The sequence below is a fragment of the Nocardia citri genome (assembly GCF_054065835.1).
Genome location: NZ_JBSUQM010000021.1, coordinates 79,046 through 105,332, shown reverse-complemented (window position 1 = coordinate 105,332; position 26,287 = coordinate 79,046). Strand labels below are relative to the sequence as shown.

Here is a 26,287-nt window from a genome sequence, read left to right as displayed (position 1 = left end):
GCCGACCCTGAAGCCGGACTGATGCTGGTCAAGGTGGGGACGCCAACATAGGTGTAGGGCAGCGGGTTACTCGTGCCATCCAGCAGAGCCTGAACGGTGACGTTCACCGTGCCGGTTCCAGGCGGAGCGATGGCGGTGATCTGAGTATCGGAGTCGATGGTGAATGTCGTTGCCGTCGTACCGAACCGGACAGTCAAGGGGCCCACATTACTGAATCCGGAGCCGGCAATGACGACAGAGTTGAGACCCGCTGCGGGGCCGGAAGAGGGTGTCAGCGAGGTGATTACAGGTGACATTTTCTTGCCTTCCAACCAGTGATCAATGAAAAGGGTTCTCCCGCAGCAGCACAGGCCTAGCCGGTACAACCGCTTATCCCCAGTAACCCTCCAGCGGAGGCACTTCGGCAATGCATCCCCCGGTCCGTTTTCGTCCGGTTTGTCTCCGCTTTCGGGTTCGGCCGGTCTCCCGTTCGGTGGGTGCAGTACACGGCGCCGGTGTTTGCCGGCGAACTATGCGGGCGGACAAGGCGGTGTCGATGTCGTCGCGGCCGAGCGGGAAATTGGGCAGCTTTCTCGTCTCTAGGAGTTTGACCAACCTATTCAGCTCTCTGAACCGCGAACCGGTTGTGAGCCAGGCGATCTGGGGCCGATGGGCGGTATGCGGGGTTACGCTGGATGAGTGAATGCTCTGCAGCGCCTGATGCTCGGGTCGGGGCGTTTGCCAGAGGATCTGCGTGCGTCGCTGGTCGCGTCCGACGATATTGTGTTCTTGGAGAAGGGGTTGACCGATTCGATCACCCGTCGCCTTTTCCGCTCATCCGGTCGTCTTGTGGAGTGGGAGCGGCAGCCGGTCTCAGGTGCGATCGCGGTCACAGTCGGCCGACGGGTGGTGGCTGTGGGCGGGCCGGTTCAAACACATAGATGTTCCGATAACGCATCCGCTTTGGGCGACAATCGAGTTCAGCATCGACCGACCGGACCGAGTGCGCTTCACCTACGACCGGGCGGCGACCGACCCGGAGCATTCGGGACAGGTGGAAGTGCGACTGAAAGCGTCGCAGATGCAGCAACTCGCCCGGCTGGTCACGCGACCGGTGTGAGGCCGGTGATCGGCTGCCCGGCAAGGTGACTCGACGAGGTCCGCCCCAGCTGCCGTGGGCTCAGGTCAGCCGGTCCGCCCGGATGACGGGCTGTAATCAGCGGCCGGGGTGATTCGCCGGGTCGTGGTGAGCAATGCGGCGGCGAGGACGACAGTAAGCGCGGCGAGCCCAGCTATCCCATGTGGCGAAAGGCCGTAGCGCCAGAGCACGAAGATACCCGCCGTCGCCAAGACCGAGCCCGCAAGGACCGGAAGTGTTGCGGTGCGGGCGGCGTATCGGGCGCCGCTGAGTTAGTGGGACTGTCATGGCAGCAAGGACGGCGTTCATCGCGCGCCAGGCGAAAGCCACGCGATCACGCAACTCATCCGCGTAGTCGGGCAACTCGATGTGCTGCCAGGCGGCGCGCTCGGCGCTGCGGTCTCCCGCCGTCACGGTGAACCAGGAGCCTTCGGGCCCAGCAACTCCCTCGCCGAAGAACCAGTGTGACGAGAGCGACTTTCACATCTATTGTGCACAATACAGTTGTCCACTACATTATTGCTCATGGCCGATAACCTCACCCTCGACGAGCAACTGTGCTTCCCGCTCTACGCGGCGTCCCGGGCGATGACAGCGGCCTACCGCCCGAAGCTGGCACAGCTCGGGCTCACCTACCCGCAGTACCTGGTGATGCTGGCGCTGTGGGAACGCGACGGACGCAGTGTCGGCGACATCTGCCATGCGCTGTCCCTGGATTCCGGCACGCTGTCCCCGCTACTCAAGCGGCTGGAAGCAGCGGGTCTGATCGAGCGGCGGCGCTCGGCGGCCGACGAACGTCGCGTCGATATCCAGCTCACCGAGCGCGGACGCGCACTGCGCGCCGAAGCGTGCGGGATCCCGGCCGAGATGGCCGAGTCCTGCGGCCTGTCCGCAGCGGAAGTCGTCGCGCTGCGCGAAACCTTGCGGCGACTGACGCACGCACTGATGTCCCACTGAACGAAGGAGAACACCACATGTCGATCTTGTACACCGCCGAAGCCCTGGCCAGCGGCGACGGACGCAACGGCCACGCACGCACCACCGACGGCAAGCTCGACCTGGATCTGTCCACTCCGAAGGAATTCGGCGGCGACGGCGAGGGCACCAACCCCGAGCAGTTGTTCGCGGCGGGCTACGCGGCGTGCTTCCACTCGGCGCTGCGCCTGGTCGGCAAGCAGGCCGGCGCGAACATCGACGATTCCGCGGTCGGCGCGAAGGTCGGCATCGGCCCGAACGACGCGGGCGGCTTCGAACTGGCGGTGACCCTGGAGGTCTCACTTCCCCACCTGTCCCGGGCGGACGCGCAGGCGCTCGCCGACAAAGCACACCAGGTGTGCCCGTACTCCAACGCGACTCGCGGCAACATCGACGTCGAGGTCGTGGTCGCCGAAGACTGATCGAGAAGGAGCGGATATGCGTGCGGTAGTCATCGAAGCATTCGGCGAACCGAAGGACGTGCTCACCACTGCGGAACGCCCGGTACCGGAACCCGGTCCGGGCGAGGTGCGGCTCGCGCTGATCCTGTCGCCGATCCACAATCACGACCTGGCCACCGTGCGCGGTACGTACCGCAATCGGCCAGAGTTGCCCGCCATCCCCGGCAGCGAGGCGGTTGCGCGGGTGGACGCGGTGGGTCCCGGCGTCAGTGGCCTGTCGGTTGGCCAGCGGGTGGCCGTGTTCGGCGCGCAGAACGTGTGGGCCGAGTATTTCCTGGCCTCGGCCCGGCAGGTGATCGTGCTGCCCGACACGGTCTCCGACGAGACCGCCGCCCAGTTGCTGGCCATGCCGTTGAGCGCGCTGCTGGTGATCGAAGACCTGGATCTGCAAGCCGGCCAGTGGCTGGCGATCAATGCCGCCAACGGCGCCGTCGGCAGGCTCGTCAACGTCTTCGCCCGGCAACGCGGTCTGCACGTGCTGAATCTCGTGCGCGGGTCGTCCTCGGTCACCGCGCTGCGTGAACTCGGCTACGAGCCGGTGCTCGACACCGAGAGCGAGGGCTGGCTCGAGCGGGTCGACGCGGTCACCTCGGGTGCCCCGATCGCCGGGGCGGTCGATCAGGTGGGCGGCCGCGCGGCAGCCGATGAGCTGGCATTGCTCGCGCCGGGTGGTCAGCTGATCGCCTTCGGCCTGCTCTCGGGGCAGCCGATGCAACTCGATCCGGCCGGGCTCATGTTCAAACAGATCGTCGTCAAAGGCTTCTGGGCCGCCAAGCGGATCGAGGAGATCGGTGCCGAGCAGCACGGACGGCTCGTCGCCGAGCTGGTCGACCTCGCGGCCCGTGGTGTGCTTCGGCTGGATATCGAAGCCGCCTATGCGCTGGAAGCCGCGGTGGCCGCCGCGGCGGCCACGCAGACGCCAGGTCGCAACGCCAAGATCGCGGTGAAGCCTTAGCCTCGATCCACCGACCTGGGTGGCGGACCAGCGTGCTGCGAGTGTGGGGTAGCCGCTGGTCTGCCAGCTTTTTCCACATGGATCTCAGTTCGGGCCACCCAGGGCCGGGGCAGTCAGAGGGTGACAGGTTCTGGTGACGTGTGGCTGATGGTGTTGTGCCACACCGAGTCGGAGATGATCGCGGTCTTTGACACCGCGGGCCGCGAAATCGGCGCAGCCGACCGCGCCACCGTCTATCGCGACGGCATCTGGCACGCAAGTGCGGGCGTACTCGTCCGCTCCGGCGACGGCGAACGCGTGTCCGTGTACCGTCGCACCGATACCAAGATGGTCTTCGCCGGTATGCACGACTGCCTGGCCGGCGGTGTCGTCGATCCCGGCGAGACGCCGGACCGGACCGCGGTCCGCGAACTCGGCGAGGAACTGGGCATCGTCCTGCCCGCCGAGGCACCACCGCTCCCACTGCGGGACAGCGCGTCGTGGGACGGCATCTGGCAGGGCGTCCCGATGCGCTGCCACTTGTTCGCCTATGAGCTGCGCTACGACGGGCCCATCCACCACCAGCCCGAGGAGATCGCGGACGGCTGGTGGTGGACCGATGCCGAACTCCGCGCCCATCTGGCCGACCCGACCTGGCCGTTCGTCCCCGATACCCGGGTCCTTATCGACCAACTGCTGGCCTGAACGCCATCGGCCCATCAGGTCGAGGACCTGATGGGCCGATGAATTTGCGATCTGTCAGGCGGCGCTACCGCTCATCGCACCCATGACCTGAGTGAAGAGGTTCGCGACGACTTCGAGGAGCTCCATGTACATTCCCTTGCTGGACCCGATATGAAGCTTGCATTCTGCACGAGCCAGGTGTCCGGCAGGTAGAAGGGTTGCGAAAACGGGCGACTAACCCGAGGAGGCCACCGAACCCGCCCAAGCCGCGAAGGCACCCGGATTGCGGGTCTGCAGCAGCACCCGGCCCGGTCCGCTGAAGTCGAAGACGAAGCCTTCGCCCGACTTCAGCGACTGGATGGACCGTCCGGAGACCGCGCGCCGGATGGTGAAGTTCATGGCCAGGTCATAGGCCACCACATGGCCGGTATCGATGGTGATCGGCTCCCCCGGCTGCAGATCGATCACATCGATCGCGCCGAATACACCGACGACCACCTCACCCTGCCCGTGCGCGCGCAGACCGAAACCGCCCTCGCCGCCGAACAGGTTCGCGAAACCGCCCCATTTGCCCTCCACCTGCACGCCGTGCGAGTTCGCGATCCAGCCGCCACGGCTGATGAAGAACGGCCGATCAGGCGTGATCTGCAGGTTCAACATGTCGCCCGGCAGTGCGGGGGCCACGTCTACCCAGCCGCCCTGCGGCGGTGCGGTGAAGGTCGAGACGAAGAACGATTCGCCCGCCAGCACCGAACGCTTCAGCCCGGCCAGAATGCCGCCTTCGGCCTTGGCCTGCAACGAAACTCCTGCCGAATGGGCGACCATGGCGCCGCTCTCGACCCGCATCGGCTCGCCCCCGGCCAGGAAGCACCGCGCGACCGCGGAGGCCGGACTATGACGCAGTTGTACCTTCATAATTGCCGACCCTACTGGCTATTTCGGCTCCGAAGGATCCAGCGATTCCAAGGTCTTCTCGTCGCGCGCGACGACCGCACCGCCGTCAGATGTGAGCACGATCGGCCGCTGGATCAGCTGCGGATTCGCCGCCAGCGCCTCGATCCAGCGCTCCCGGTCGGCGGCGGTGCGTCCCCAGCCGGATATGCCCAGATCCTTGGCGATCTGCTCACCAGTGCGGGTGATGTCCCACGGCTCGGCGCCCAGCCGCTGCAGCACCGTTCGCAATTCCGCCGCAGTCGGCGGATCGTCGAGATAGCGCCGGATTGTGTATTCCACGCCCGCCTCGTCGAGGTACGCGGTGGCATTGCGGCTCTTGCTGCACCGCGGGTTATGCCAGATTTCGGTCTGCCCAGAAGTCATGCTCGCAGCGTACCTACAGGTGCATCCAGGTCGACCATACCTCGGACCACGAATGGCGCAGACCGGTGCAGGTCCACACCGCGACGTCCTGAGTGTTACCCGGGTAGCCGATTCGGCTGTCCACCTTCGCAACCGGTGCACAGTTATCGAAATCCCAGCGCAGGAAGCCATCGTCGACGCCGACGGCGATGACCGCCGATGCGGTGTCGCGGGGTGTGCCGAAATACCCGAAACCGCGGCTGGGACTGTAGATCGGGGGTAGGTTGGCGCGCTCGAATTGATCGAGGGCGCTGGCCTGCCAGTAGGTGTCGGTGATGATGACGGCGTCGGCGCGTTCGGCCGGGGTGAGCGAGTCGTAGGCCTTGGTGACACCGGAAATCAGTTCCGGCCAGCCGAATTCGCCGTAGACGCCGATATTGATGGCAGCCTCGGAGGCGTCGACGGGCGGCCGGACCTGTGCGGGATCCCGCCACGGGGTCGACCACAGCAGAAAGCCCGTGGCCACCGCGGCGAGTGCCGCACCGGCACCGGTGACCCAGCGGCGCGCGGCCGGATCCAATAGGCCCACCAATTCGCCCAGACCGACCGCTCCGGCAGCGAGCACCACGCCGTACATCCCCGCCATGTAGTAGATCCGCCCGCCGATCACCAGGAAGGTGGCGACCAATATCAGCAGGGTCGCCCCAAGGAACCGGTACCGCCGCAGCGTGGTATGGCACAGCAACGCCCACACGCCGTACATCAGCAGGACCGCGCCGAAATACCCAGCCAGCAATACGGCTTGCGGAATGAACGCCACTCGTCCACCGAGAATGTCCTGCTCACCGATGATCACCTTGCCCATCGCCAGCTGCGGCCAATCCCGGCGCGCCTGCCAGATCAGCGACGGTATCGTCGTCGCCACCACGATCGCCGCGCCGAGCCACAGCAGCGGCCGCCGCACCAATTCGCGCGGACCGAAGATCAGCGAACCCACCGCGACACTGATCCAGAAGAACGGGATCAACCATTTCACCTGCACATCGACCGCGGTCACCAGGGCCGCGCACAGCAGCAGGCTATCGCGGCGGGTCCGCACCCAGCGCACGACCAGCCAGGTGATGATCACCCAGAGCACGGTGTCGACCGCATTGGTCGTCAGCATCTTGCCCTGAAGCAGCAGGAACGGCGAGGTCGCGTACCCGATCGCGGCGAAGGTCTGCGCAGTGCGTCCGCCGCCGAACTCCCGCGCCAGCACCGCACACAACACGACGCCGAGCACAGTCAGCGCCACCACCGGCAGCCGCAACACGAAGAAATTACCTGGCGCGAACGTATCCATCAGGCGCGCCAGCATCGGCACTACCGGCCCTTGATCGGCGTAGCCGAACGAGGGCCGTCGCCCCGCCGCGAGAAAGTACAGCTCATCGCCGAAATAGTCGTACCGGCTCGCGGAGAACAGCAGGACCGCGAACGCCATCACCGCGACCACGCCGACGCTCCCGACCGCAAGCGCCGGACGCCCCTCGGGCGAGGTAGCCAGCTTCTGACGATCTTTGGTGTCGGTCACGCCAGCTCCTGGAGGGAGTTCCGAGGTGGACACCTCGAATCTAGCGGGAAATGGCCGTCGCGCGGACTAGCCCCGGGGTGGGTTCGCGCGGTGTCCGATCACCGCACGTATCCGTCGGCGATATCGAGCACCTGGTCGACGATATCCAATCCGGTGCGCAGCTCATCCGCCGTCGTGGTGAGCGGCGGCGCGATCTGAAAGCGGTTGCCCGCGTTGAACGGCCACAGCCCGCGTTCCTTGGCGGCGGCGGTGACCCGGTTCATCGGTTCGGCGGCAGGACCGGCGGCCGCGAACGGGATCAGCGGCTCGCGGGTGTTCGGATCGCGCACCAACTCCAGCGCCCAGAAAAAGCCGAGGCCACGCGCCTCGCCGACGCTCGGATGCCGAGAAGCCAACTCCGCCAAGCCCTTTCCGAGCACATCCGTACCGACCGTGCGCACATGGTCGAGGATGCCGTCGCGTTCGAAGACATTGATCGAAGCGATGCCCGCGGCACAGGCGAGGGGATGTCCGGCATAGGTGAGTCCACCGGGATACACCGTATTGTCGTAACGTTGCGCGATCCGCTCGGCCATCAGCACACCGCCGAGCGGGACATAACCGGAGTTCACGCCCTTGGCGAAGGTGATGATGTCGGGTGCGACATCGAAGGCCTGAACTGCGAACCACTCCCCGACCCGGCCGAATCCGACCATCACCTCATCGGCGATATAGACGATGCCGAATTCGTCGCACAGTGCTCGGAGACCGGCGAGATAGCCCGGGGGCGGCACGAGCACACCGTTGGTGCCGACCACCGTCTCCAGGATCAACCCCGCGATATGTTGCGGCCCTTCCAATTCGATGACCTGGCGCAGGTGGTTCAGCGCCGCCGTCGTCTCTTCCTCGGGAGTGCTCGCGCCCCACGGGGATCGGTAGGGGTAGGGCCCGAAGAAGCGGACCACATCCACATTGGTCGGCTCCGCACCCCAGCGCCGCGGTTCACCGGTCAGCCCGATCGCAACGCCGGTTCCGCCGTGATACGAGCGGTAGGCGGCGAGCATTTTGGTCCGGCCGGTGTAGCTGCGGGCCAGCCGCACCGCATGTTCGACGGCCTCCGCGCCACCGGTGGTGAACAGGATCCGGTTCAGCTCGCCCGGTGCGCGCTCGACGATGAGCCGGGCCAGTTCGCTGCGCGCCTCGTTGCCGACGGTGGGCGAGATGGTCGCGAGTTTGCGGGCCTGGTCGACAATCGCCGCGACGATATCCGGATGTTGGTGGCCGATATTGACATTCACCAGTTGGGAGGAGAAGTCGAGATAGCGTTTGCCGCTCTCCTCCCAGAACCACGAACCCGACGCACCGACGATCGGCACCGGATTCAGGGTCGCCTGGGCGCTCCAGGGGTAGAAGACGTGATCTGACCCGATCATGGGGCGAATTCCCCCTTCGAGGCTGGACAGAACAGCACATGGGCACCATAGCCCGATTGCGGCTCTTGCGCGGCTGGAGACGCGCGCTATGACAAGAACTGTCCCGCCTGCGATTCCGCCCAGGTCCGGAGGCTTCGGCCAGGCCATCATTGGCGCCGCTGGCGGCGAGACCGACAGCGGCCCAATACGTCGGGCCTTTCCGTCCAAGCCCGCGGAACGAATCAGCACAGCGAAATTGGCGCCCTACCTTGCCCGAATTCGGCCGAGAGAGGGCGATGCCACCAGCTGTCGTCCCCGCCACGGAGTATCTGCTATCACCGATGAGCGCGGCGATCTCGAAACGCTGGTAAATATCCGAATAACCGTTGTGGAAGATGCTGCGGCCCTTACAGAACACGACAAACTGGTTCGTTGTGCGATGTCTTCCGGATCAGGGACAGGCGCTCCTGGTCGGCAGCGTCAGCGGTGTTTCCGGGCGGACGGTCGCCGGCCCGCCGGGTGTCTCGACGGTCACCGGACCACCCGAAGTGACGTCGACTGTCGTGCCCTCCGGTCGGATGCGCAAGGTCAACCTGCTATCGCGTACCGCGAGGTCACGCACCGTCATCCCCTCGGGAAACCCGCTGGGCAGCATCGGGTCCAGCCGGGGACCCGATTCGGTCCATCGCAGCCCGCTCGGTCCGTACAGCAAACCTTGCAGGAATCCGCCCGCACCCGTGACGAAGACCCACGCCGGTTGACCGACCGTGTTCGCACCCGACCGTTCGCCACGCGCCTCGGACTGGAACCCGTATGGCGCCCGGACATACGGCTGCACCGATTGATCCAGGAACTGCTGAGTGCGGCAGGGGTCATACTGCGCGCTGAGTATCGCGCCGACGCTGTTGCTCATGTTGGGGCCGTCGGGATCGGTGCGGTCGAAGTAGTACGCCAACGTCGCCTCTGGCGAATAGCCCGGTGCCGCATAGGAGTACGGGTAGCTGATCAGCACCGTGTCGGCCTGCTTGATCCTCGCCCCTTGGTACCCGAGATACTCGGCGGGGACCCCTGGCACGATGTCCGGCGGCATCGCCATGTGGGCGGCGATATCGGCCCACCGTGGGTTCAGCGGCAGTCCGGCCAGTCGGGCGGCCGACATCGCGGTACGCATCGTCGCCATCACTCCGACGTTGGTGAGTGCGTTGTCCACGGAAACCGAAACGTATTCGTCGGCGCCCGCCGCGGGCGCATAATGGTAGCGACCGTCGGGCAGCATCGGGCCGACGCGGGCAGCCTGGTAGTTCGCGATGGCCGTGATCACCGGCGCGCCGCTGTCCCGCAGCCATTGCTCGTCGCCGGTGGCCGAATAATACTGCCATTGCGCGAGCGCGATCTCATTTCCCAAATGTTCCTGGACCAGTCCGCACGCCCACGGAGACGCGCACCGCTGTGTCGGTCCGTCGTTCCAGGAGAATAGTGCGCCGGTCAGCCCGTAGGCGCGCGCGTTCGCCTCGGCTTGCGGTAGCGCGGCGACGCGGAAATCCACTACGGTGCGGGCCAATTCGGGATAGAGCGCGAGCAGGGTGGGGAAGATCCAGGTCTCTGCGTCCCAGTAGGTCAAGCCGCCATAGTCGTCGGAGGACAACCCCGCGGGCTGCACGGACCACCGCTGTCCGGCCCGCACGCTGGACAGCACCGAATACAGTGCGGGCCGGATCCAGTCTCGATAGTCGTCGCGGCCGGGAATCTCGATGGCGGGCTGCCACAGGCGATCCCACTCTGCTGCGTGTTCGGCGTGGGCGGCGGCGAAACCACGCGCCGCGCTGGATTCGGAGACGTCGGCGGCAATCGCGCGCGGGTCCGCGCCGTCCGCGCCGGAGGCGATTCCTACGTACTTGGTGACCGTGTAACTGCGGCCCGTCACGACGGTGCCGCTGAATCGTGTTCCAGCCGTCGCCCCGTTCGCAGGTAGTGCGGCACCACCCAGCTCATCAGGCGTGGTGACCGTGGACACCAGGAAGGCGATGTGGTCGGTGCCGTCGGCGCGCACGCCGACCGTGGTCTGCCCCCGGTTCGGATCGGAGGCCGCCGTCGTCGGGGTGACCCGCCGCGCGGCGGCCCCGTCGATCAGGTCGGTGACCGTGAGCGGCCCCGAGAAGTGCGGAATGACAGTGAGCTGTTGAACCGCGAGGTTCTGCTGCGCCCGCGACACGAAGGTCCGGTAGGTCAGATCCAGCCGGTGTTCCGCGTCGGGTGTCCAGGTGGCTTCGGTGGTGACGGTGGCATCGCGATAGTTCAGGCGCTGCCGGTAGTGCGTGAGCGTGGCCGGGTCGACGTCGGCCCGGTAGGTTCGGCCCGCGACGTCGACGGTTAGGCTCGACCACGCGGGGAGCGCGGCGATCGCCTCTGTGTTGTTCCACGACATGGACTTCATGGCATAGAAGCCCGCGAGATAGGTTCCGGTGTAGCGCGGTTCCACTAAGGGGAACGAGGTGCGCACCGATACGCCGTAGTCCTGATATCCGCCGCCGCTCGGCGGGATCATCGCGCCGATGCGCCCGTTGCCCAGATACGGGGCAGCGCGGAAATTCTCGGGTTCGAACGTCTCGGAGACCGCCGACCAGCCGTCTCCGACCGTCTGCGCGCCCTGCGCGGCCGCCACTGCGGACAGTCCGGGCAGCGGCACAAACGCGCAGGTCAATAGCACCGCACCGATACTCGACACGAGTCGCACCGGGCCGACAGTAGCAGCGGTCACGCGGGGCCGATCGGAACGACACGGCGGCTGCACCACACCCCTGCTACTAGTGTGCTGGCGGTATGCCGGAGGACCGTCGGCCCCGGGGGCGTTGTGATGGGTAAGTGGCGTGCTGCAAGTAATTTTGGGGTCGAGGATCGCTGAATTCGGTATCGCGGATAGTTGGCGGCCTCGAAACCATCGCGGCATGAGCATTACCGACGTCGTCGCGGCCACGGCAACCGGCACGCGGGCGCGGTCCGCACCTGTTCTACTAGATGCTCGGCCAGTTTTAGCACTGCAGCACGGCTGACACCGACCGAGGTGTTGCCAGCCACCGCTGTCGTTTGCTCGTAGACCGCCGATTCCGATGAAACTATCCAGGCCCGCGCTGCGCCGATCTCACGATCCGGTAACCAGCGGGGGTTGGTTTTTCATCTACCTGGTATGGCCGACTTTCGGTCGCCCTGCGGCGGTTCGTTCGTGTTGTGCTTGCTTGGCCCGAACGCCCTGCTCGACTCGGTCACCGAGATCTTTGTCGATGTTGTGCAGGTATGCGAACGTCCTGGTGAGCACGGGTGGGCTCACTCCGTCGAGCAGGTGCGCGATGATGTTGTCGACCAGACGTGTCCTGGCGGCGTCGTCGAGAACCGTGCGGACCATGGTTCGGGCCTGTCCCCAGTCGTCGTCATCCGCGCGCAAGGTGTAGGCGGTTCGCACCATCTCGCCGTCGGCATACCAACCGGCGGGCTGTCCGGTTACAGCGGGATCGGCGTGCGGTCCGCCCTTCGAGTTGGGCACATATACCGGATCGCCCGGGTTGTGGTGGCGCATGGCGCCGTCTTTCGCCCACGAGCGGACCTCTGCGGCGTGCGGCGAATTGACCGGTAGTTCTTTGTAGTTGACACCTATCCGGTGCCGATGCGCGTCGGCATAAGAGAACCAGCGCCCGAGCAACATCTTGTCGGGGCTGGGGCCCGTGCCGGGTACCGCGTTGCTGGGCTCGAACGCCGCTTCTTCGATGTCGGTGAAGTAGTTGGCCGGATTACGGTTCAAGGTCATCTTACCGACCTCGATCAGCGGATAATCGCCGTGCGGCCATACCTTGGTGAGATCGAAGGGGTTGTAGCGGTAGGTCTTCGCGTCGTCGAACGGCATGATCTGCATCTTCAGGGTCCAGCTCGGATACTCACCGCCTTCGATCGCTTTCCACAGATCACGCTGGTGGTAGTCCATATCGATCGAGGTCATATGGGCGGCTTCGTCCTGGGTGAGGAACTTGATGCCCTGATCGGTCTTGAAATGGTACTTGACCCAGAATCGTTCGCCTGCGGCGTTGATCCACATATAAGTGTGGCTGGAGTATCCATTCATATGCCGGAAGGTGGCCGGGATACCGCGATCTCCCATCAGCCAGATCACCTGGTGCGCCGATTCCGGTGACAGGGTCCAGAAATCCCATTGCATGTCGTTGTCGCGCAGATTGTTGTCGGCGCGGCGCTTCTGTGACCGGATGAAGTCCTGGAACTTTATCGGATCCCGCACGAAAAAGACGGGTGTGTTATTGCCGACCAGGTCGAAATTGCCCTGCTCGGTGTAGAACCGCACAGCGAACCCACGCAGATCCCGCACGGTGTCGGGATATCCCTGTTCGCCGGCGACAGCGGAAAACCGCGCCAACACTTCCGTCTGCTTGCTGGGCTGGAATACAGCGGCCTTGGTGTAGGCACTGACGTCGTGGGTCACTTCGAACGTGCCGAACGCCCCGGCGCCTTTGGCATGCGGTTGCCGTTCCGGCAAGCGCTCACGATTGAACGCCGCCATCTTTTCGATCAGATACGCGTCGTTCAGCAGGATCGGGCCATCCGGGCCAACTGTCAAAGAATGGTCATCGCTCGGTGCCGGAATCCCGGCGGCATCGGTTGTGTAGTTCGGCTCAGACATCTTTCTCCTCTTCCACAGACATATCGCCCGCAGCCCCATCGGAGCGTTGTGCGTCGTCGGCGGGCACGGCGGTCGTGGGCCGCATAATCCGTGGCTGAACCTTGCCCCACCTCGCCGAAGCCGGTTGGTCGCCAAGTCGTCGGTCGGTGTGATACATGGCACTGCGGACGACCCGGCCGCATGCAGGCGGCGAGCACAAGTCCAGTGCTCGTGTCGAGACCGAAACGCATATAAACACGACGGGTGCTTTCGAGGGTCGTCAGCACCGTATGCCCCGTGGCAGCCTGCAGATCGACACCGCGAAGCAGTCCAACTTCTGCCACGACCAACCATCCCGTCGTGCTCCAATTCGATCACGGCCGAGGGAACCTTTCAACCCACCCGGAGACGGTCGGCGCCGACACAGCGCTCGGCGGCCGGCGCTACGCCGCGTAATCCGTGTTCGTAGGGCCGACTCCTCCGCCACCGCGGCGAACACCTCGATCGAGAGTGACGGGCGGAGCCGGAATTCGAGCGTGCTGATATCGGATATGTCGTCCGCGCTCCCCGATCACTCGACACCCGACGTCGCCGTGACCGGATGCGCCAGCCTGGGCAGCACCGACTCCCCGTACGCCTGCAATGTGGCGGTTTTGGCATCGTGCTGCAGATAGACCGCGAACTGGTCGACACCCAACTTCTCCAGCTCGTACAGCCGGGTCAGCTGTTCATCGGGCGTACCGATTACACAGAAGCGGTCCACGATGGTGTCCGGAACGAATTCGGCATGCGTATTGCCCGCCCGGCCGTGCTCGTTGTAGTCGTAGCCCTGTCGGCCAGCGATGTAGTCGGTGAGCGCGGCCGGAATATCGCCGTCGGTACCGTATTTCGCGACGATATCGGCGACGTGATTGCCGACCATACCGCCGAACCAGCGACACTGTTCCCGGGCATGCGCCGTCGCGGCATCGGATCCGTCGGTGACGTAGGCCGGCGCGGCCACACAGATTTTCACCGATCCGGGCGCGCGCCCCGCCTTCTCGGCGGCCGCCCGCACCCGAGCGATCGTCCACGCGGTGATATCCGGGTCGGCGAGTTGGAGAATGAATCCATCGGCGACCGCACCGGTCAGCTCCAGTGCGCGCGGACCGTATCCGGCCACCCACACCTCGAGCCGCGAGGCGCCGGCCCACGGGAAGCGCACCACTGTGTCACCGATGCGCGCACTGCGACCGTTACCGAGTTCCCTGATCACCTCGATGGACTTCCGCAGGGTCGCCAGGGTCGTCGGTTTGCCGCCGAGGGTGCGCACCGCGGAGTCACCGCGACCGATCCCGCAGATGGTGCGGTTGCCGAACATATCGTTGAGCGTGGCGAAGGTGGACGCCGTCACCGTCCAGTCCCTGGTCGCCGGATTGGTAACCATCGGGCCGACGACCACCTTGCGGGTGGCGGCCAGAATCTGGCTGTGGATGACGTAGGGCTCCTGCCACAGCAGATGCGAATCAAAGGTCCATACATGCGAAAAGCCGTGTGTCTCCGCCTGTCTGGACAGTTCGACCACCCGCGAGGCGGGAGGTGTACATTGCAACACCACACCGATATCCATGCGGCACGCTCCATTCCAGGTCGATTAGGCCATTCCAGGTCAGATCAGGTTCTGCGACAATTCGCGGGCGATGAACCGGCCATGACCGGCAGTGCCCAGGTAGGCACCCTCGTCTACGATCACGCGGCCACGGGAGAGCACCGTGTCGACGTGGCCGTCGATCTCGAAACCCTCCCAGGCCGAATGATCCATATTCATGTGGTGGGTCTTGCCGAATCCGATGCTGGTGTGCCCGTTCGGGTCATAGATGACGATGTCGGCGTCGGCGCCCGGACTGATGACGCCCTTGCGCGGATACATACCGAACATGCGCGCCGGGGTGGTGCAGCAGACCTCGACCCAGCGCTCCAGTGATATCAACCCGTTCTTGACGCCCTGGAACATCAGATCCATCCGATGTTCGACGCCGCCGATCCCATTCGGAATCTTGCTGAAGTCACCGAGCCCCAACTCCTTCTGATCCTTCATACAGAAGGGACAGTGGTCGGTGCTCACCGATGTGACATCACCGGTGCGGATATAGCGCCACAGCTCGTCTTGATGCCCCTGTGCCCGCGCGCGCAGCGGCGTCGAGCACACCCACTTCGCCCCTTCGAAACCCGGTGCGCCCAAATGCTCTTCGAGCGACAGGTACAGATACTGCGGACAGGTTTCACCGAAGACGTTCTGCCCGTCGCCGCGTGCGGCGACGATCTGTTCCATCGCCTGCTTCGCCGACACGTGCACGACATACAGCGGAGCATTCGTCAACTGCGCCAACATGATCGCGCGATGGGTCGCCTCCTCCTCCATCTGCCACGGCCGGGTGACACCGTGGTAGTACGGCGCGGTCTCACCACGCGCCAGCGCCTGTTCGACCAGCACATCGATAGCAATACCGTTCTCCGCGTGCATCATCAGCAGCGCGCCGAGATCGCCCGCCGATTGCATGGCCCGCAGGATCTGACCGTCGTCGGAATAGAAGACACCTGGATAGGCCATGAACAACTTGAAGCTGGTGACGCCCTCGGCCACCAATTCACTCATCCCCTGGAGGGATTCGTCGTTCACCTCACCGATGATCTGGTGGAAGCCGTAGTCGACCGCGCAGTTGCCCGCGGCCTTCTCGTGCCACAGGCCGAGGGTGTCCTGTACTCGCTCGCCCGGCTTCTGCACCGCGAAATCGACAATGGTCGTGGTGCCGCCCCAGGCGGCCGCACGAGTGCCGGTCTCGAAGGTGTCCGAGGCCTCGGTGCCGCCGAAGGGCATCTGCATATGGGTGTGCCCGTCCACGCCGCCGGGAATCACATATTTGCCGGTCGCATCGATGGCCACATCGGCCGCCCCGGCGAGATCCGCGCCCAACGCGGTAGCGCCGGGTTGCAGTACGGCGACAATCGTCTCACCGTCGACGAGCACATCGAGCAATTGCGATCCGGTGGCCGAGACCACCGTGCCGCCGTGAATGAATATCTTCGTCATATCGATATCACCGGCCTCAGGGAGCCACCAGCGGTCCGTACGCGTCGGGGCGGCGATCGCGATAGAATGCCCAGCGGTCACGCACCACCTTGATCAGATCCATATCGAGGTCACGGATCACCAGTTCGGGATCGGTGTCGGAGGCGACGTCTCCGACGAATTTACCTTCCGGGTCCACGAAATAGCTGGTTCCGTAGAAATCGTCATCACCGTATTCCTCGATACCGACCCGGTTGATGGCGCCGATGAAGTATTCGTTGGCGACCGCGGCGGCTGGTTGCTCCAGTTTCCACAGGTAACCGGATAGTCCGCGCGAGGTCGCGGACGGGTTGAATACGATTTCCGCACCCGCCATACCCAGGGCGCGCCAGCCTTCCGGGAAATGCCGGTCGTAACAGATGTAGACGCCGACCTTGCCGATCGCGGTATCGAAGACCGGCCAGCCCAGATTTCCGGGCCGGAAGTAGAATTTCTCCCAGAACCCGGTGACGTGCGGAATGTGGTGTTTACGGTATTTGCCGAGGTAGCTGCCATCCGCATCGATGACCGCTGCGGTGTTGTAGAGCAGGCCGGGCTGTTCCTGCTCGTATACCGGCAGGATCATCACCAAGCCCAATTCCTTTGCCAGGGCGGCGAATCGCTCCGTCGTCGCACCCGGCACCGATTCCGCGTAGTCGTAGAACTTCGTGTCCTGCAACTGGCAGAAGTACGGGCCGTAGAACAACTCCTGGAAGCAGATCGCCTTGGCGCCCTGCGCGGCGGCCTGGCGTGCGTAGTCCTCATGCGCCTTGATCATGGACTCTTTACCACCCGTCCAGTTCGTCTGGACGAGCGCCGCTCGAACGATTCCCATGCTTTGTTATACGTCAGCGCGAACCAATTCGGTTGTGTTACAAGATTGCGGAAAAAACATTTTCGTAGCCGTAACCCGGAGCCGGTTCCCGTTTCGGCACCGTGCCCAACGCAGAATGACGCTGTGAACTTCGATCCGACGCCCGCGCCGACCTGCTCGCCCGGATCGACGCTCGGCCGGTTCGGGTCCGCATGGATGAAGCCGCCCCTTCGAGGTGGAGAACCACGCGCACGGCGACCACTCGCGCATCGCCGTCACCTCAATCACCCACGCCGAGCTGGCCTGGCTGACCGGCGAGCTTGCCGCCGCGACCGGCGCGGCACCCGCCTACCGTCGCATTCGCCGCGCTTAGGATCCCGGCTCGATATCTAAGCTGCTGGAGCCGGTGCCACCGGCCGGAATGATGGGTACGACCACCGATGACGGGTGCTCGGCATCCTTGTAGATCGTCTGCGTCGCGGGCTGGGTACGGGTGCTGTCGGCGAAGGGCTCTCCGGTATTCGAGTTCGGCGCGTACTGCGGATAGTCACTGCTGCTGATGGCGACGCGGATCCGATCGCCCGCCTTGAACTGATAGCTGGTCGGCCAGATCTTGATGGTGAACGCATAGGGCTTGCCGGGCACCAAGGGGGTCGGATCCGACAAGGAATCCCGGTACGCGGCGCGGATGATGCCGTTGTTGAGGTTGACGGCCGATCCGTCGGGTCCGACGACTTCCAGCCGCGCGACGAAGTCGGTATCCGGTGCGGTGGACGACGCCCACAGGTTCACGGTGATCGGGCCGGTGACCTCGGTATCGGTGCCGAGCGGGTCGGTGCTGTAGGTCAGCACATCCGAGCGCTGTTCGACCGCGGTCTGGTCGAACGGTCCCTGTGGACCCGATCCGACCGAACAACAGGAATGTCCGCCGATACTCGGTGCGGGTGATGCCGGGTCGTAGACATACCGGTCGACCGCGGCCGGCCCGCTCGGCGCGTGATCGACGAGTTTGCCGACCCGCCCGGCAACGCCGTTGACGCCGCTGTCGGCGAAGAAGTATTTCTTCCATTGTGTTTGCGGCAGTGGCCAATTCGGTGCTGACTTCCAGCGATTGGCGCCCATGAGGTAGTAGTCGACTCGGGGTTTGCCCGCCACGCCGCTATCCGTGCCTTTGAGGAAGTGGTCGAACCACGCCAGCATCAGCTCGTTGATCGGACTGTCACCGACCGGGCCGAGCTGTTCGAGCCGAGGCGCGATCATCGAGGTGGGTCGTCCCCAGCCGAGGTGGTCCCAAGGACCGATCACCAATCGCTGGTTCTGGTGTGCCGGTGTGGCGCCGCGCTCCACCATTCCGGTGAAGTTCTCGATGCCGCCGGCGAGGAATGCGTCGTACCAGCCCTCGATATCGAGCACCGGCACCCGCACATTCGGATAGCGGTCGCGGATGCTCCACTGCTTCCAGTAATCGTTGCGCGTCGAGTTACCGATCCAGTCGAAGTACCACGGTGCGACGGCCGGATTATTTGGCTGCAGCGGCGGAAAGTCCTTGTAGGGACGGTAATTCAGCCATGAGGTGATGTTCTGCGTATCCGTGCGTAGTTGGTCGGCGGTGGCCTTGTCGCCACGCCGTTCGGCGGATTCCAGGCCGATGGTGCCCATGGCCCACGGTTGGACGAAGCCGAGCCGGAAAGCGCCGCCCTCGTAGGTCCAGCCGTCGTAATAGTCGGAGGCGGTATTCGCGGGCACGATCGTGGTCAGGTGTGGCGGCGTCTCGATGGCAGCGAGCCATTGTGTCGCACCGACATACGATGATCCGTACATGCCGACCTTGCCGTTCGAACCCGGCAGTTGCGCGGCCCATTCCACGGTGTCGTAGCCGTCGTGGGTGTCATTGTCGAATTCGGTGAATGTGCCATCGGAGCTGCCGATACCGCGGACGTCCTGGATGACCACCAGATAGCAGTGCGAGGCGAACCAGTCGGGTGTGCGATAGCGGGAGGGCTGGATCTGTGCGGCGGCCTTACCGTACTGGGTGCGCATCAGGATCACCGGCACCGGATCGCTGGTCTGCGGACGGTATACATCGGCGCGCAGCACGGTGCCGTCGCGCATGGTCGCCGGGACCTCGGCCTGTTTGTCCACCGCGCAGTGACCGCGGCCGTCGTTCGGCGGCCAGGGACCTGTGTGTGAGGTCGATTTCGTCTCGGTGTTCGCCGTACAACCACCCATCAATGCGGCGACACACAGCACCGCGGTAGACCAGCGAAGAACCCCGAATACAGATCCCGACATGCTGATACACCTCCGTGGAGGCGATGTCACCGCCAGAGTCGATGCGTGCCGTGCCGGTTAGCCGATCAGATGCGCCTCCGTCGCAGTCATGCTAACCGACCACTCGCCCCACCTCCGCGGATTTCCATTGCCACACAGTCGCAATACGTATCTCGTTCCACTGGAGGCTTCGAGATGGAATGATCCGCTCAGCATCATCCGATGCGCAATACAACAGAAGGAGACCTCGACCGGTGAGCAGCGAAGTGCAGGCGCGGCAATTCGACCACCACCAGCCCATCGGACGGCAGCACCGCAGAGTCGGATCTGCCCTGATAAGGGGCCTCGGTGTCCTCGCCGTCGGCACCACTTTGGCAATCTTCGCCGCAGGCGGGGTCTCGGCGGATCCGGGCACACCGGTCGCCGGATGCGTGGCCCCCGATTCGGCCAAGCCCGCGAACATGCAGTGGGCCGCCGAGCCCGCGATGACGATCGACCCGGGCGCGAAGTACACCGCGCAGCTGGAAACCACTTGCGGCACAGTGAATATCGCCTTGGCGGCGGCCCGCGCGCCGCGCACGGTGAACTCCTTCGTCTTCCTGGCCGGGCAGAAATACTTCGACCACACCCGGTGTCACCGCCTGACCACCGCGGGCATCTTCGTCCTGCAGTGCGGTGATCCCACCGCCACCGGCACCGGCGGTCCGGGCTACCAGTTCCCGAACGAGAATCTGGACGGCGCGACCTATCCGGCTGGCACGGTCGCGATGGCGAATGCCGGTCCCGACACCAATGGCAGCCAGTTCTTCCTGGTGTACAAGGACACCCAGTTGCCGCCGGAATACACCCCGTTCGGCAAGATCACCGGCGGTCTGGACGTGCTGCAGCGGGTCGCCGACGCGGGCGCGGCCGGCGCTGACGACGGTCGTCCGAACGTCGATGTCGTCCTGAATTCGGTGACCACCGCTCAGGGCTGATCGACCTGAGCTGATGGCGGTGTCGTCCGTGGCGACGCCGCCATCGGCTTCGGCGCTCGCATGAAGCACTTGACTTGGAGTGCACTCCAGGTCATAGCGTTGGCAGTGCAAAATCGTCTAGTACCAGGGGATCACTTCATGGAACTCGGTTTTCACCTACCGATCTTCGATATCGACGGCGGCACCACCGCCATTGCCGGTGAGTTGGCCAGGGTCGGTGCGGCGGCAGAGGCGGCCGGTGCGACCTGGCTGTCATTCATGGACCACTACTTCCAGATCGAGCCGACCGGCCTGCCGGCCGAGGCCAATATGTTGGAGGGCTACACCACCCTCGGTTATCTGGCCGCGCATACCTCCCGCATCGACCTCGGCCTGCTCGTCACCGGAGTGACCTACCGGCATCCCGGCCTGCTCGCCAAGATCGTCACCACCGTCGATGTCCTATCGGGTGGCCGTGCGGTGCTCGGTCTCGGCGCCGCCTGGTTCGAGCGTGAGCATCGCGGGCTCGGTGTGCAGTTCCCGCCGATCGCCGAGCGGTTCGAGCGACTGGAGGAGACACTGCGCATCTGTCAGCAGATGTGGGACCCGCAGAACAACGGCCCGTTCGAGGGCAAGTACTACCAGCTGGCCGAGACACTGTGCTCCCCGCAGCCGATCCACCGGCCCAAGGTGCTCATCGGCGGTGGCGGCGAGCGCAAGACGCTGCGGTTGGTCGCACAGTATGGCGACGCCTGTAACCTCTTCGGCTCCACCCCCGAGGATGTCGGTCACAAACTCGACGTGTTGCGCCGGCACTGCGACGATGTCGGGCGCGATTACGACGATATCCGCATCACCATCCTGGCCAATAATCCGCGCCCGAATCCGGATAATCGCGACGAATTCGTTCGCCACATGGCCGATTACGCCAAGCTCGGCGTACACACCGTGATCATTACCCCGAACACCGGGTCCCCGGCGGCATGGATAGAGGGTATGGCACCGGCGGTACCCCAACTCGCCGAACTCGGTTAGCGCCCTCCCGACACAGGCCCTTTCGCGAGGTGTAACTGAACGAAAGCGCCTGTGTCGTACTCGATCCCTTGACCCGATGACGGGCGCACGGCTCGGGATCGCATTCCACCGACGGAGTAGTCCGATCAGTATCGATCGCGCGGCCGACACTGGCGTTCTTACCGGTGAATCAGACGCAGCCGGATGTAAACAACCCCCGCGCCCGAACCAACCGAGGGCCGCGCTCCCCAACGGAAACACGACCCCCGAAGTCAGCCCACCTACAGATACTGACCCGTATTCGACTCAGTATCGATAGCGCGGCTGGCGCTGGCGTTCTTACCGGTGACCAGGGTGCGGATGTAGACGATCCGCTCGCCCTTCTTACCCGAAATGCGGGCCCAGTCATCGGGATTCGTGGTGTTGGGCAGATCCTCGTTTTCGGAGAACTCATCCACGATCGAATCGTAGAGATGCTGGATGCGCAGGCCCGGATTGCCGGTATCGAGTACAGCCTTGATGGCGTACTTCTTGGAGCGGTCCACGATGTTCTGGATCATGGCGCCGGAGTTGAAGTCCTTGAAGTACAGGACCTCCTTGTCACCGTTGGCGTAGGTGACCTCCAGGAAGCGGTTGTCCTCGCTCTCGGCGTACATCCGGTCGACGACCCGTTCGATCATCGCGCGGATGCACAGGCTCTTGTCGCCGCCGAACTCTTCGAGATCGTCGGCGTGCAGCGGCAGTTCCTCGGTCAGGTACTTCGAGAAGATGTCCTGTGCCGATTCCGCGTCCGGGCGCTCGATCTTGATCTTCACATCGAGACGTCCGGGCCGCAGGATCGCGGGGTCGATCATGTCCTCGCGGTTGGACGCACCGATCACGATGACATTCTCGAGGCCCTCGACACCGTCGATCTCCGAGAGCAACTGCGGCACGACCGTGGTCTCCACATCGGAGGACACGCCCGAACCACGGGTGCGGAAGATCGAATCCATCTCGTCGAAGAACACGATCACCGGCGTACCCTCGGACGCCTTCTCACGCGCGCGCTGGAAGATGATCCGGATGTGACGCTCGGTTTCGCCGACGAACTTGTTCAGCAGCTCGGGACCCTTGATGTTCAGGAAGAACGACTTGGCTTCCTTCGCATCCTCACCGCGCGCCTCGGCGATCTTCTTCGCCAGCGAATTGGCAACGGCCTTGGCGATCAGCGTCTTACCACAACCGGGCGGACCGTAGAGCAGCACACCCTTGGGCGGGCGCAGCGCGTATTCGCGGAACAGATCCTTGTGCAGGAACGGCAATTCCACCGCATCGCGGATCTGCTCGATCTGCCGACCGAGACCGCCGATATCGCTGTAGCCGACATCGGGCACTTCCTCGAGTACGAGATCCTCGACCTCGGCTTTGGGAATCCGCTCGAAGGCGAAACCGGCCTTGGAGTCGACGAGCAGCGAATCACCCGGCCGCAGCTTACGGATCGGCGAATCGGGATCGTCGAGATCGTCGACCTCGGCGACCTTGGCCAGCGGACCGGCCAACCACACCACGCGCTCCTCGTCGGCATGTCCGACGACCAGTGCCCGGCGCCCGTCGTCAAGGATCTCGCGCAAGGTGCCGATCTCACCGACGGCGTCGAATATGCCGGCCTCTACGACCGTGAGCGCCTCGTTGAGGCGGACCGTCTGGCCGTACTCGAGGGTCGAGGTGTCGATATTGGGTGAACACGTCAGGCGCATCTTGCGGCCCGAAGTGAACACATCGACCGTCTGATCCTCGTACACGCCGATCAGAATTCCGTACCCGCTCGGTGGCTGACCCAGCCGATCGACCTCCTCACGCAAGGCGACCAACTGCTGGCGCGCTTCCTTGAGGGTGTCCATCAGCTTGGTATTGCGAATGGTCAGCGAATCGATGCGGGCTTCCAATTCCCGTGCGCGATCCGGCGAATCGGCGAGTTGCCTTCGGAGGGCAGCCGCTTCGGCGCGTACCGCCTCGAGCTCTCTCCAGGCCGCCGAATCCGAATTCTCGATGGGGCTCATGTGCTGCTCCTCCCAGTCCCGGTCTATCAACGCTACCGGGCGTGAACCGTTCTCGCTTTCCGACATGGTTTCGTCGTGATCACATCTGGGCCGCGATCGGCGGCGGAACCACCATGTTAGCCTGCCCTAACCAGGCCACGGCGACCCGCTTCGCCGACCGAACCGAAAGGTTGCTGACGATGCTCCTTCCCGCAGGGACGCTGCGTATGTCCATGGTTATCACCGCGGCGGCGTTGGCCGCTACTGTCGGGCTCACCGGATGCGGCTCCGACGACAAGTCCGACACCAAGGCCACGAGTACCACTTCCGCCGCCGCGACGACCGGCGCAGCAGGTCACGGAGACCACGGTAGCGCCGCCGCGCCGACTGCGGAAACGCTCATCGCCGTCCTGGACACCATTTCCGACCCGGCGAAACCCACTTCCGAGAAAACCAAGCTCATTGTCGACGGCGAAAAACGGACCGCCAATATCGACCAGATGAACCAGGCGCTCGGCGGCTACGGCAAGCTCACCTACACGGTCGCCGACATCACCACCAGCGGTAATTCCGCCACCGGCCAGGTGACCATCACCTCACCGCACGGCACCGTACCCGCCATGCCCATGACCTGGGACTACGTCGACGGCACCTGGAAGCTTTCGGATGCCAGCGGCTGCCTGATGCTCGGTTTCGCGCAGGCGCCCTGCGCTCCGGCCTGAGTATCGGGCACCGGCCTGATTCAGCCCTTCGACGGGCGCCGCTGCGGCTTCGGGGTGACCGTACCCTCCGCGAGTCGCCGCGCGCTGACCAGGAAGGCGGTGTGGCCCTGCATGCGGTGTTCGGGCCGCACCGCCAGACCAACCACATGCCAGCCGCGCACCATCGACTCCCACGATCGCGGCTCGGTCCAGCACTCCTGCTCGCGCAGCGCCTCGACCACCTTCGACAATTGTGTGACAGTCGCCACATAGACGATCAGCACACCGCCGGGAACCAGCGCTTTGGACACAGCGGGTAGCGCATCCCATGGCGCGAGCATGTCCAGCACGACGCGGTCGACCGGCAGACCGTCATAGGCGGCCACATCCGCGACGGTGATCGACCAGTTGTCCGGGCGCTCGCCGAAGAAGGTCTCCACATTGCGGATCGCGTGTTCGGCGTGGTCCTCGCGGATCTCATACGAGACCACCTGGCCCTGCGGGCCGACCGCCCGCAGCAGCGAGCACGTCAACGCACCCGAACCCGCACCCGCCTCCAGGACGCGCGCGCCGGGGAACATATCGCCCTCGTGCACGATCTGGGCGGCGTCCTTGGGGTAGATGACCGCGGCACCCCGCGGCATGGACAGCACGTAATCGACGAGCAACGGTCGCAACGCCAAATACGGTGTGCCATTGGTGGATTGCACGACACTGCCCTCATCGGCACCGATGAGATCGTCGTGTTTGATACCGCCGCGATGCGTGTGGAACTCCTTACCCGGTTCCAGCACCACGGTGTAGAGGCGCCCCTTGGCATCGGTCAGCTGTACCCGGTCCCCGATGGTGAATGGCCCGGTCCGTCTGGCCGTCATGTATCTCCGTTCCCTGGTCGTCGGTGCTGTCTTCGCGTGTGGCACCGGCGTGTCGGTGCCGCCGGATAGCCTGCCAGGTATGCATTCGCCGGAATCCACGCCCCCTGTCGACACCGCGCGGGAGGGCGCATCCGATCGTCCACGTCCGGCGCTGTCACCCTCGCGGGCAATGGATTTCAAACAGTGTCCGCTGAAGTACCGGTTCCGGGCGATCGATCGGATTCCCGAGCCGCCCACGCGGATCGCGGTGCGCGGCACAGTGGTGCACGCGGTGCTCGAAGATCTGTACGGACTGCCCGCCACGCAACGACGGTTCGAACGCGCTGCCGGGCTCGTCGAGCCCGCATGGGCCCGGATGCTCGCCGCTAGACCGGAGATCGCCGAAGTGGTCGCAGCGGACGGGCTGGCGGGCTTTCTCGGCGAGGTGCGTGCCTTCGTCGAGACGTACTACCGGCTGGAAGATCCGACCCGGTTCGACCCGGAGTCATGTGAGTCGCGGGTGGAGGCCGAACTCGACGACGGTGTGTTGTTGCGTGGATTCGTCGACCGTATCGATGTCGCGCCGACCGGTGAACTGCGCGTCGTCGATTACAAGACCGGCCGGGCACCCGGACTCGCCCAGGAGACCAAGGCGCTGTTCCAGCTGAAGTTCTATGCGCTGGTGGTGCTGCGCACCCGCGGCATTCTGCCCACCCAATTGCGGCTGATCTACCTGGCCGACGCACAGATCCTCACCTATGCCCCCGACGAGGATGAACTGTTGCGCTTCGAGCGGACCCTCTCGGCCCTGTGGCGGGCCATTCTGGAGGCCGGCCGAACCGGCCAGTTCCTGCCGAGCACCAGCTGGCTGTGCGGACATTGCAACTACAAGAGTCTGTGCCCCGAATTCGGCGGCACACCCCCCGCCTATCCGGGCTGGCCGGACAGTGGCAGCGGGGAATCGCCGGACGAAACCTTCGCCGACGCGGTCGCCGACTGAGCTCAGCCGACGAACAGGTTCAGATCGAAGCCGTGCGAACCGAGGGCCGCGATGACGCCGATCAGCACGAACACCCCGACGGCATCACCGATCACAATGAGCACATTGCGAATCCGCGACCACGATCCGACCGACTCGACACTTGCTTTCACTGGGTACTCCCCTCTCCTTCGTACCCGAACGGCACTATCCGTCCGAGCTGCTCCCTACTTGTTTCGCCCAACGCGCCCCCAGTGTTGACGGCGAAGCATGAAGTTTTCGTGAGATCAGTCGCCAAGAAGACACACACGACGCCGCTGTGCTCACCCACCCGCCGACTACGCAAGCTCCTTCGGCTGCCATCGCCCTGCAACGCTCACCGCGGTGACCGGCGAACATCGGAACGTCAGGTTGCCGGTCCGGATCCAGGTGGTGAAGTTGTGGAACGACAGCCGCGGATCGTCCCGAACCGACGGCTGAAGTAGCGGTCAGCGCGATGAC

22 protein-coding genes are annotated in these 26,287 nt (G+C 64.7%); 8 read left to right on the top strand and 14 right to left on the bottom strand.

All coding sequences use genetic code 11. The annotated features are described in order from the left end of the window. Positions 1-311: IPT/TIG domain-containing protein (locus ACW2Q0_RS23975; RefSeq protein ID WP_457193146.1), on the bottom strand; the 311-nt coding region annotated here is incomplete at its 3' end. Between the two features lie 1,331 nt (positions 312-1,642). On the opposite strand from ACW2Q0_RS23975, the gene ACW2Q0_RS23970 reads away from it, so the two are divergent. The 4 genes from ACW2Q0_RS23970 (at position 1,643) to ACW2Q0_RS23955 (ending at position 4,192) form a co-directional block, all read left to right on the top strand. Further along, positions 1,643-2,074: a MarR family winged helix-turn-helix transcriptional regulator gene (locus ACW2Q0_RS23970; protein ID WP_457193145.1), complete on the top strand. Its 432-nt coding sequence runs from the start codon at positions 1,643-1,645 to the stop codon at positions 2,072-2,074. A gap of 17 nt (positions 2,075-2,091) precedes the next feature. Next, positions 2,092-2,514 (top strand): organic hydroperoxide resistance protein, encoded by a 423-nt coding sequence (locus ACW2Q0_RS23965; RefSeq protein WP_457193144.1) that lies wholly within the window; start codon positions 2,092-2,094, stop codon positions 2,512-2,514. 16 nt (positions 2,515-2,530) lie between these two features. Then, complete coding sequence (locus tag ACW2Q0_RS23960) at positions 2,531-3,508, top strand: zinc-binding dehydrogenase (RefSeq protein ID WP_457193143.1); 978 nt, start codon at positions 2,531-2,533, stop codon at positions 3,506-3,508. 174 nt (positions 3,509-3,682) lie between these two features. Beyond that, entirely contained in the window at positions 3,683-4,192 is a 510-nt protein-coding gene (locus ACW2Q0_RS23955; protein ID WP_457193154.1) for an NUDIX hydrolase, read from the top strand. 213 nt (positions 4,193-4,405) lie between these two features. On the opposite strand, the gene ACW2Q0_RS23950 is transcribed toward ACW2Q0_RS23955, so the two are convergent. The 10 genes from ACW2Q0_RS23950 to ACW2Q0_RS23905 all read right to left on the bottom strand — a co-directional run bounded on the left by ACW2Q0_RS23950 (position 4,406) and on the right by ACW2Q0_RS23905 (position 19,282). Next, positions 4,406-5,086: a TIGR00266 family protein gene (locus tag ACW2Q0_RS23950; RefSeq protein WP_457193142.1), complete on the bottom strand. Its 681-nt coding sequence runs from the start codon at positions 5,084-5,086 to the stop codon at positions 4,406-4,408. Between the two features lie 18 nt (positions 5,087-5,104). Further along, the gene (locus ACW2Q0_RS23945; protein ID WP_457193141.1) at positions 5,105-5,488 is read right to left on the bottom strand and encodes an arsenate reductase family protein; all 384 of its coding nucleotides are present in this window, start codon (positions 5,486-5,488) and stop codon (positions 5,105-5,107) included. Positions 5,489-5,501: 13 nt separating this feature from the next. Beyond that, on the bottom strand, positions 5,502-7,037 hold the full coding sequence (locus ACW2Q0_RS23940) for an ArnT family glycosyltransferase (RefSeq protein WP_457193140.1): 1,536 nt from the start codon (positions 7,035-7,037) through the stop codon (positions 5,502-5,504). Between the two features lie 98 nt (positions 7,038-7,135). Next, the gene (locus ACW2Q0_RS23935) at positions 7,136-8,449 is read right to left on the bottom strand and encodes an aminotransferase class III-fold pyridoxal phosphate-dependent enzyme (protein ID WP_457193139.1); all 1,314 of its coding nucleotides are present in this window, start codon (positions 8,447-8,449) and stop codon (positions 7,136-7,138) included. Positions 8,450-8,879: 430 nt separating this feature from the next. Beyond that, positions 8,880-11,186 (bottom strand): glycosyl hydrolase family 65 protein, encoded by a 2,307-nt coding sequence (locus ACW2Q0_RS23930; protein ID WP_457193138.1) that lies wholly within the window; start codon positions 11,184-11,186, stop codon positions 8,880-8,882. A gap of 417 nt (positions 11,187-11,603) precedes the next feature. Next, a complete protein-coding gene (locus ACW2Q0_RS23925; protein ID WP_457193137.1) occupies positions 11,604-13,109 on the bottom strand; it encodes a catalase in 1,506 nt (501 codons plus the stop codon). Positions 13,110-13,659: 550 nt separating this feature from the next. Continuing rightward, entirely contained in the window at positions 13,660-14,697 is a 1,038-nt protein-coding gene (locus ACW2Q0_RS23920) for a TIGR03842 family LLM class F420-dependent oxidoreductase (protein WP_457193136.1), read from the bottom strand. A 39-nt stretch (positions 14,698-14,736) separates the two neighbouring features. After that, complete coding sequence (hydA, locus tag ACW2Q0_RS23915) at positions 14,737-16,158, bottom strand: dihydropyrimidinase (protein WP_457193135.1); 1,422 nt, start codon at positions 16,156-16,158, stop codon at positions 14,737-14,739. Positions 16,159-16,174: 16 nt separating this feature from the next. Beyond that, complete coding sequence (locus ACW2Q0_RS23910) at positions 16,175-17,011, bottom strand: nitrilase-related carbon-nitrogen hydrolase (RefSeq protein WP_457193134.1); 837 nt, start codon at positions 17,009-17,011, stop codon at positions 16,175-16,177. A gap of 348 nt (positions 17,012-17,359) precedes the next feature. Further along, positions 17,360-19,282 (bottom strand): CocE/NonD family hydrolase, encoded by a 1,923-nt coding sequence (locus ACW2Q0_RS23905; protein WP_457193133.1) that lies wholly within the window; start codon positions 19,280-19,282, stop codon positions 17,360-17,362. A gap of 233 nt (positions 19,283-19,515) precedes the next feature. On the opposite strand from ACW2Q0_RS23905, the gene ACW2Q0_RS23900 reads away from it, so the two are divergent. Together ACW2Q0_RS23900 and ACW2Q0_RS23895 are read left to right on the top strand one after the other, a co-directional pair. Beyond that, on the top strand, positions 19,516-20,238 hold the full coding sequence (locus ACW2Q0_RS23900) for a peptidylprolyl isomerase (RefSeq protein WP_457193132.1): 723 nt from the start codon (positions 19,516-19,518) through the stop codon (positions 20,236-20,238). 138 nt (positions 20,239-20,376) lie between these two features. Then, entirely contained in the window at positions 20,377-21,252 is an 876-nt protein-coding gene (locus ACW2Q0_RS23895; protein WP_457193131.1) for an LLM class F420-dependent oxidoreductase, read from the top strand. A gap of 260 nt (positions 21,253-21,512) precedes the next feature. Here the strand turns inward: ACW2Q0_RS23895 and arc are convergent, their stop codons facing one another. Next, positions 21,513-23,273: a proteasome ATPase gene (gene arc / locus ACW2Q0_RS23890; RefSeq protein ID WP_457193130.1), complete on the bottom strand. Its 1,761-nt coding sequence runs from the start codon at positions 23,271-23,273 to the stop codon at positions 21,513-21,515. A 179-nt stretch (positions 23,274-23,452) separates the two neighbouring features. Here arc and ACW2Q0_RS23885 point away from each other — a divergent pair, with 179 nt between their 5' ends. After that, positions 23,453-23,974 carry a hypothetical protein gene (locus ACW2Q0_RS23885; protein ID WP_457193129.1) on the top strand — a complete coding sequence of 174 codons (522 nt, stop codon included), beginning with the start codon at positions 23,453-23,455 and terminating at the stop codon, positions 23,972-23,974. 20 nt (positions 23,975-23,994) lie between these two features. Here the strand turns inward: ACW2Q0_RS23885 and ACW2Q0_RS23880 are convergent, their stop codons facing one another. Next, complete coding sequence (locus tag ACW2Q0_RS23880) at positions 23,995-24,828, bottom strand: tRNA (adenine-N1)-methyltransferase (RefSeq protein ID WP_457193128.1); 834 nt, start codon at positions 24,826-24,828, stop codon at positions 23,995-23,997. A 79-nt stretch (positions 24,829-24,907) separates the two neighbouring features. Here ACW2Q0_RS23880 and ACW2Q0_RS23875 point away from each other — a divergent pair, with 79 nt between their 5' ends. Beyond that, positions 24,908-25,807 carry a RecB family exonuclease gene (locus ACW2Q0_RS23875; RefSeq protein ID WP_457193127.1) on the top strand — a complete coding sequence of 300 codons (900 nt, stop codon included), beginning with the start codon at positions 24,908-24,910 and terminating at the stop codon, positions 25,805-25,807. A 2-nt stretch (positions 25,808-25,809) separates the two neighbouring features. Here ACW2Q0_RS23875 and ACW2Q0_RS23870 read toward each other — a convergent pair whose 3' ends face one another. Then, a complete protein-coding gene (locus tag ACW2Q0_RS23870) occupies positions 25,810-25,959 on the bottom strand; it encodes a hypothetical protein (protein ID WP_457193126.1) in 150 nt (49 codons plus the stop codon). Positions 25,960-26,287: the final 328 nt, after the last annotated feature.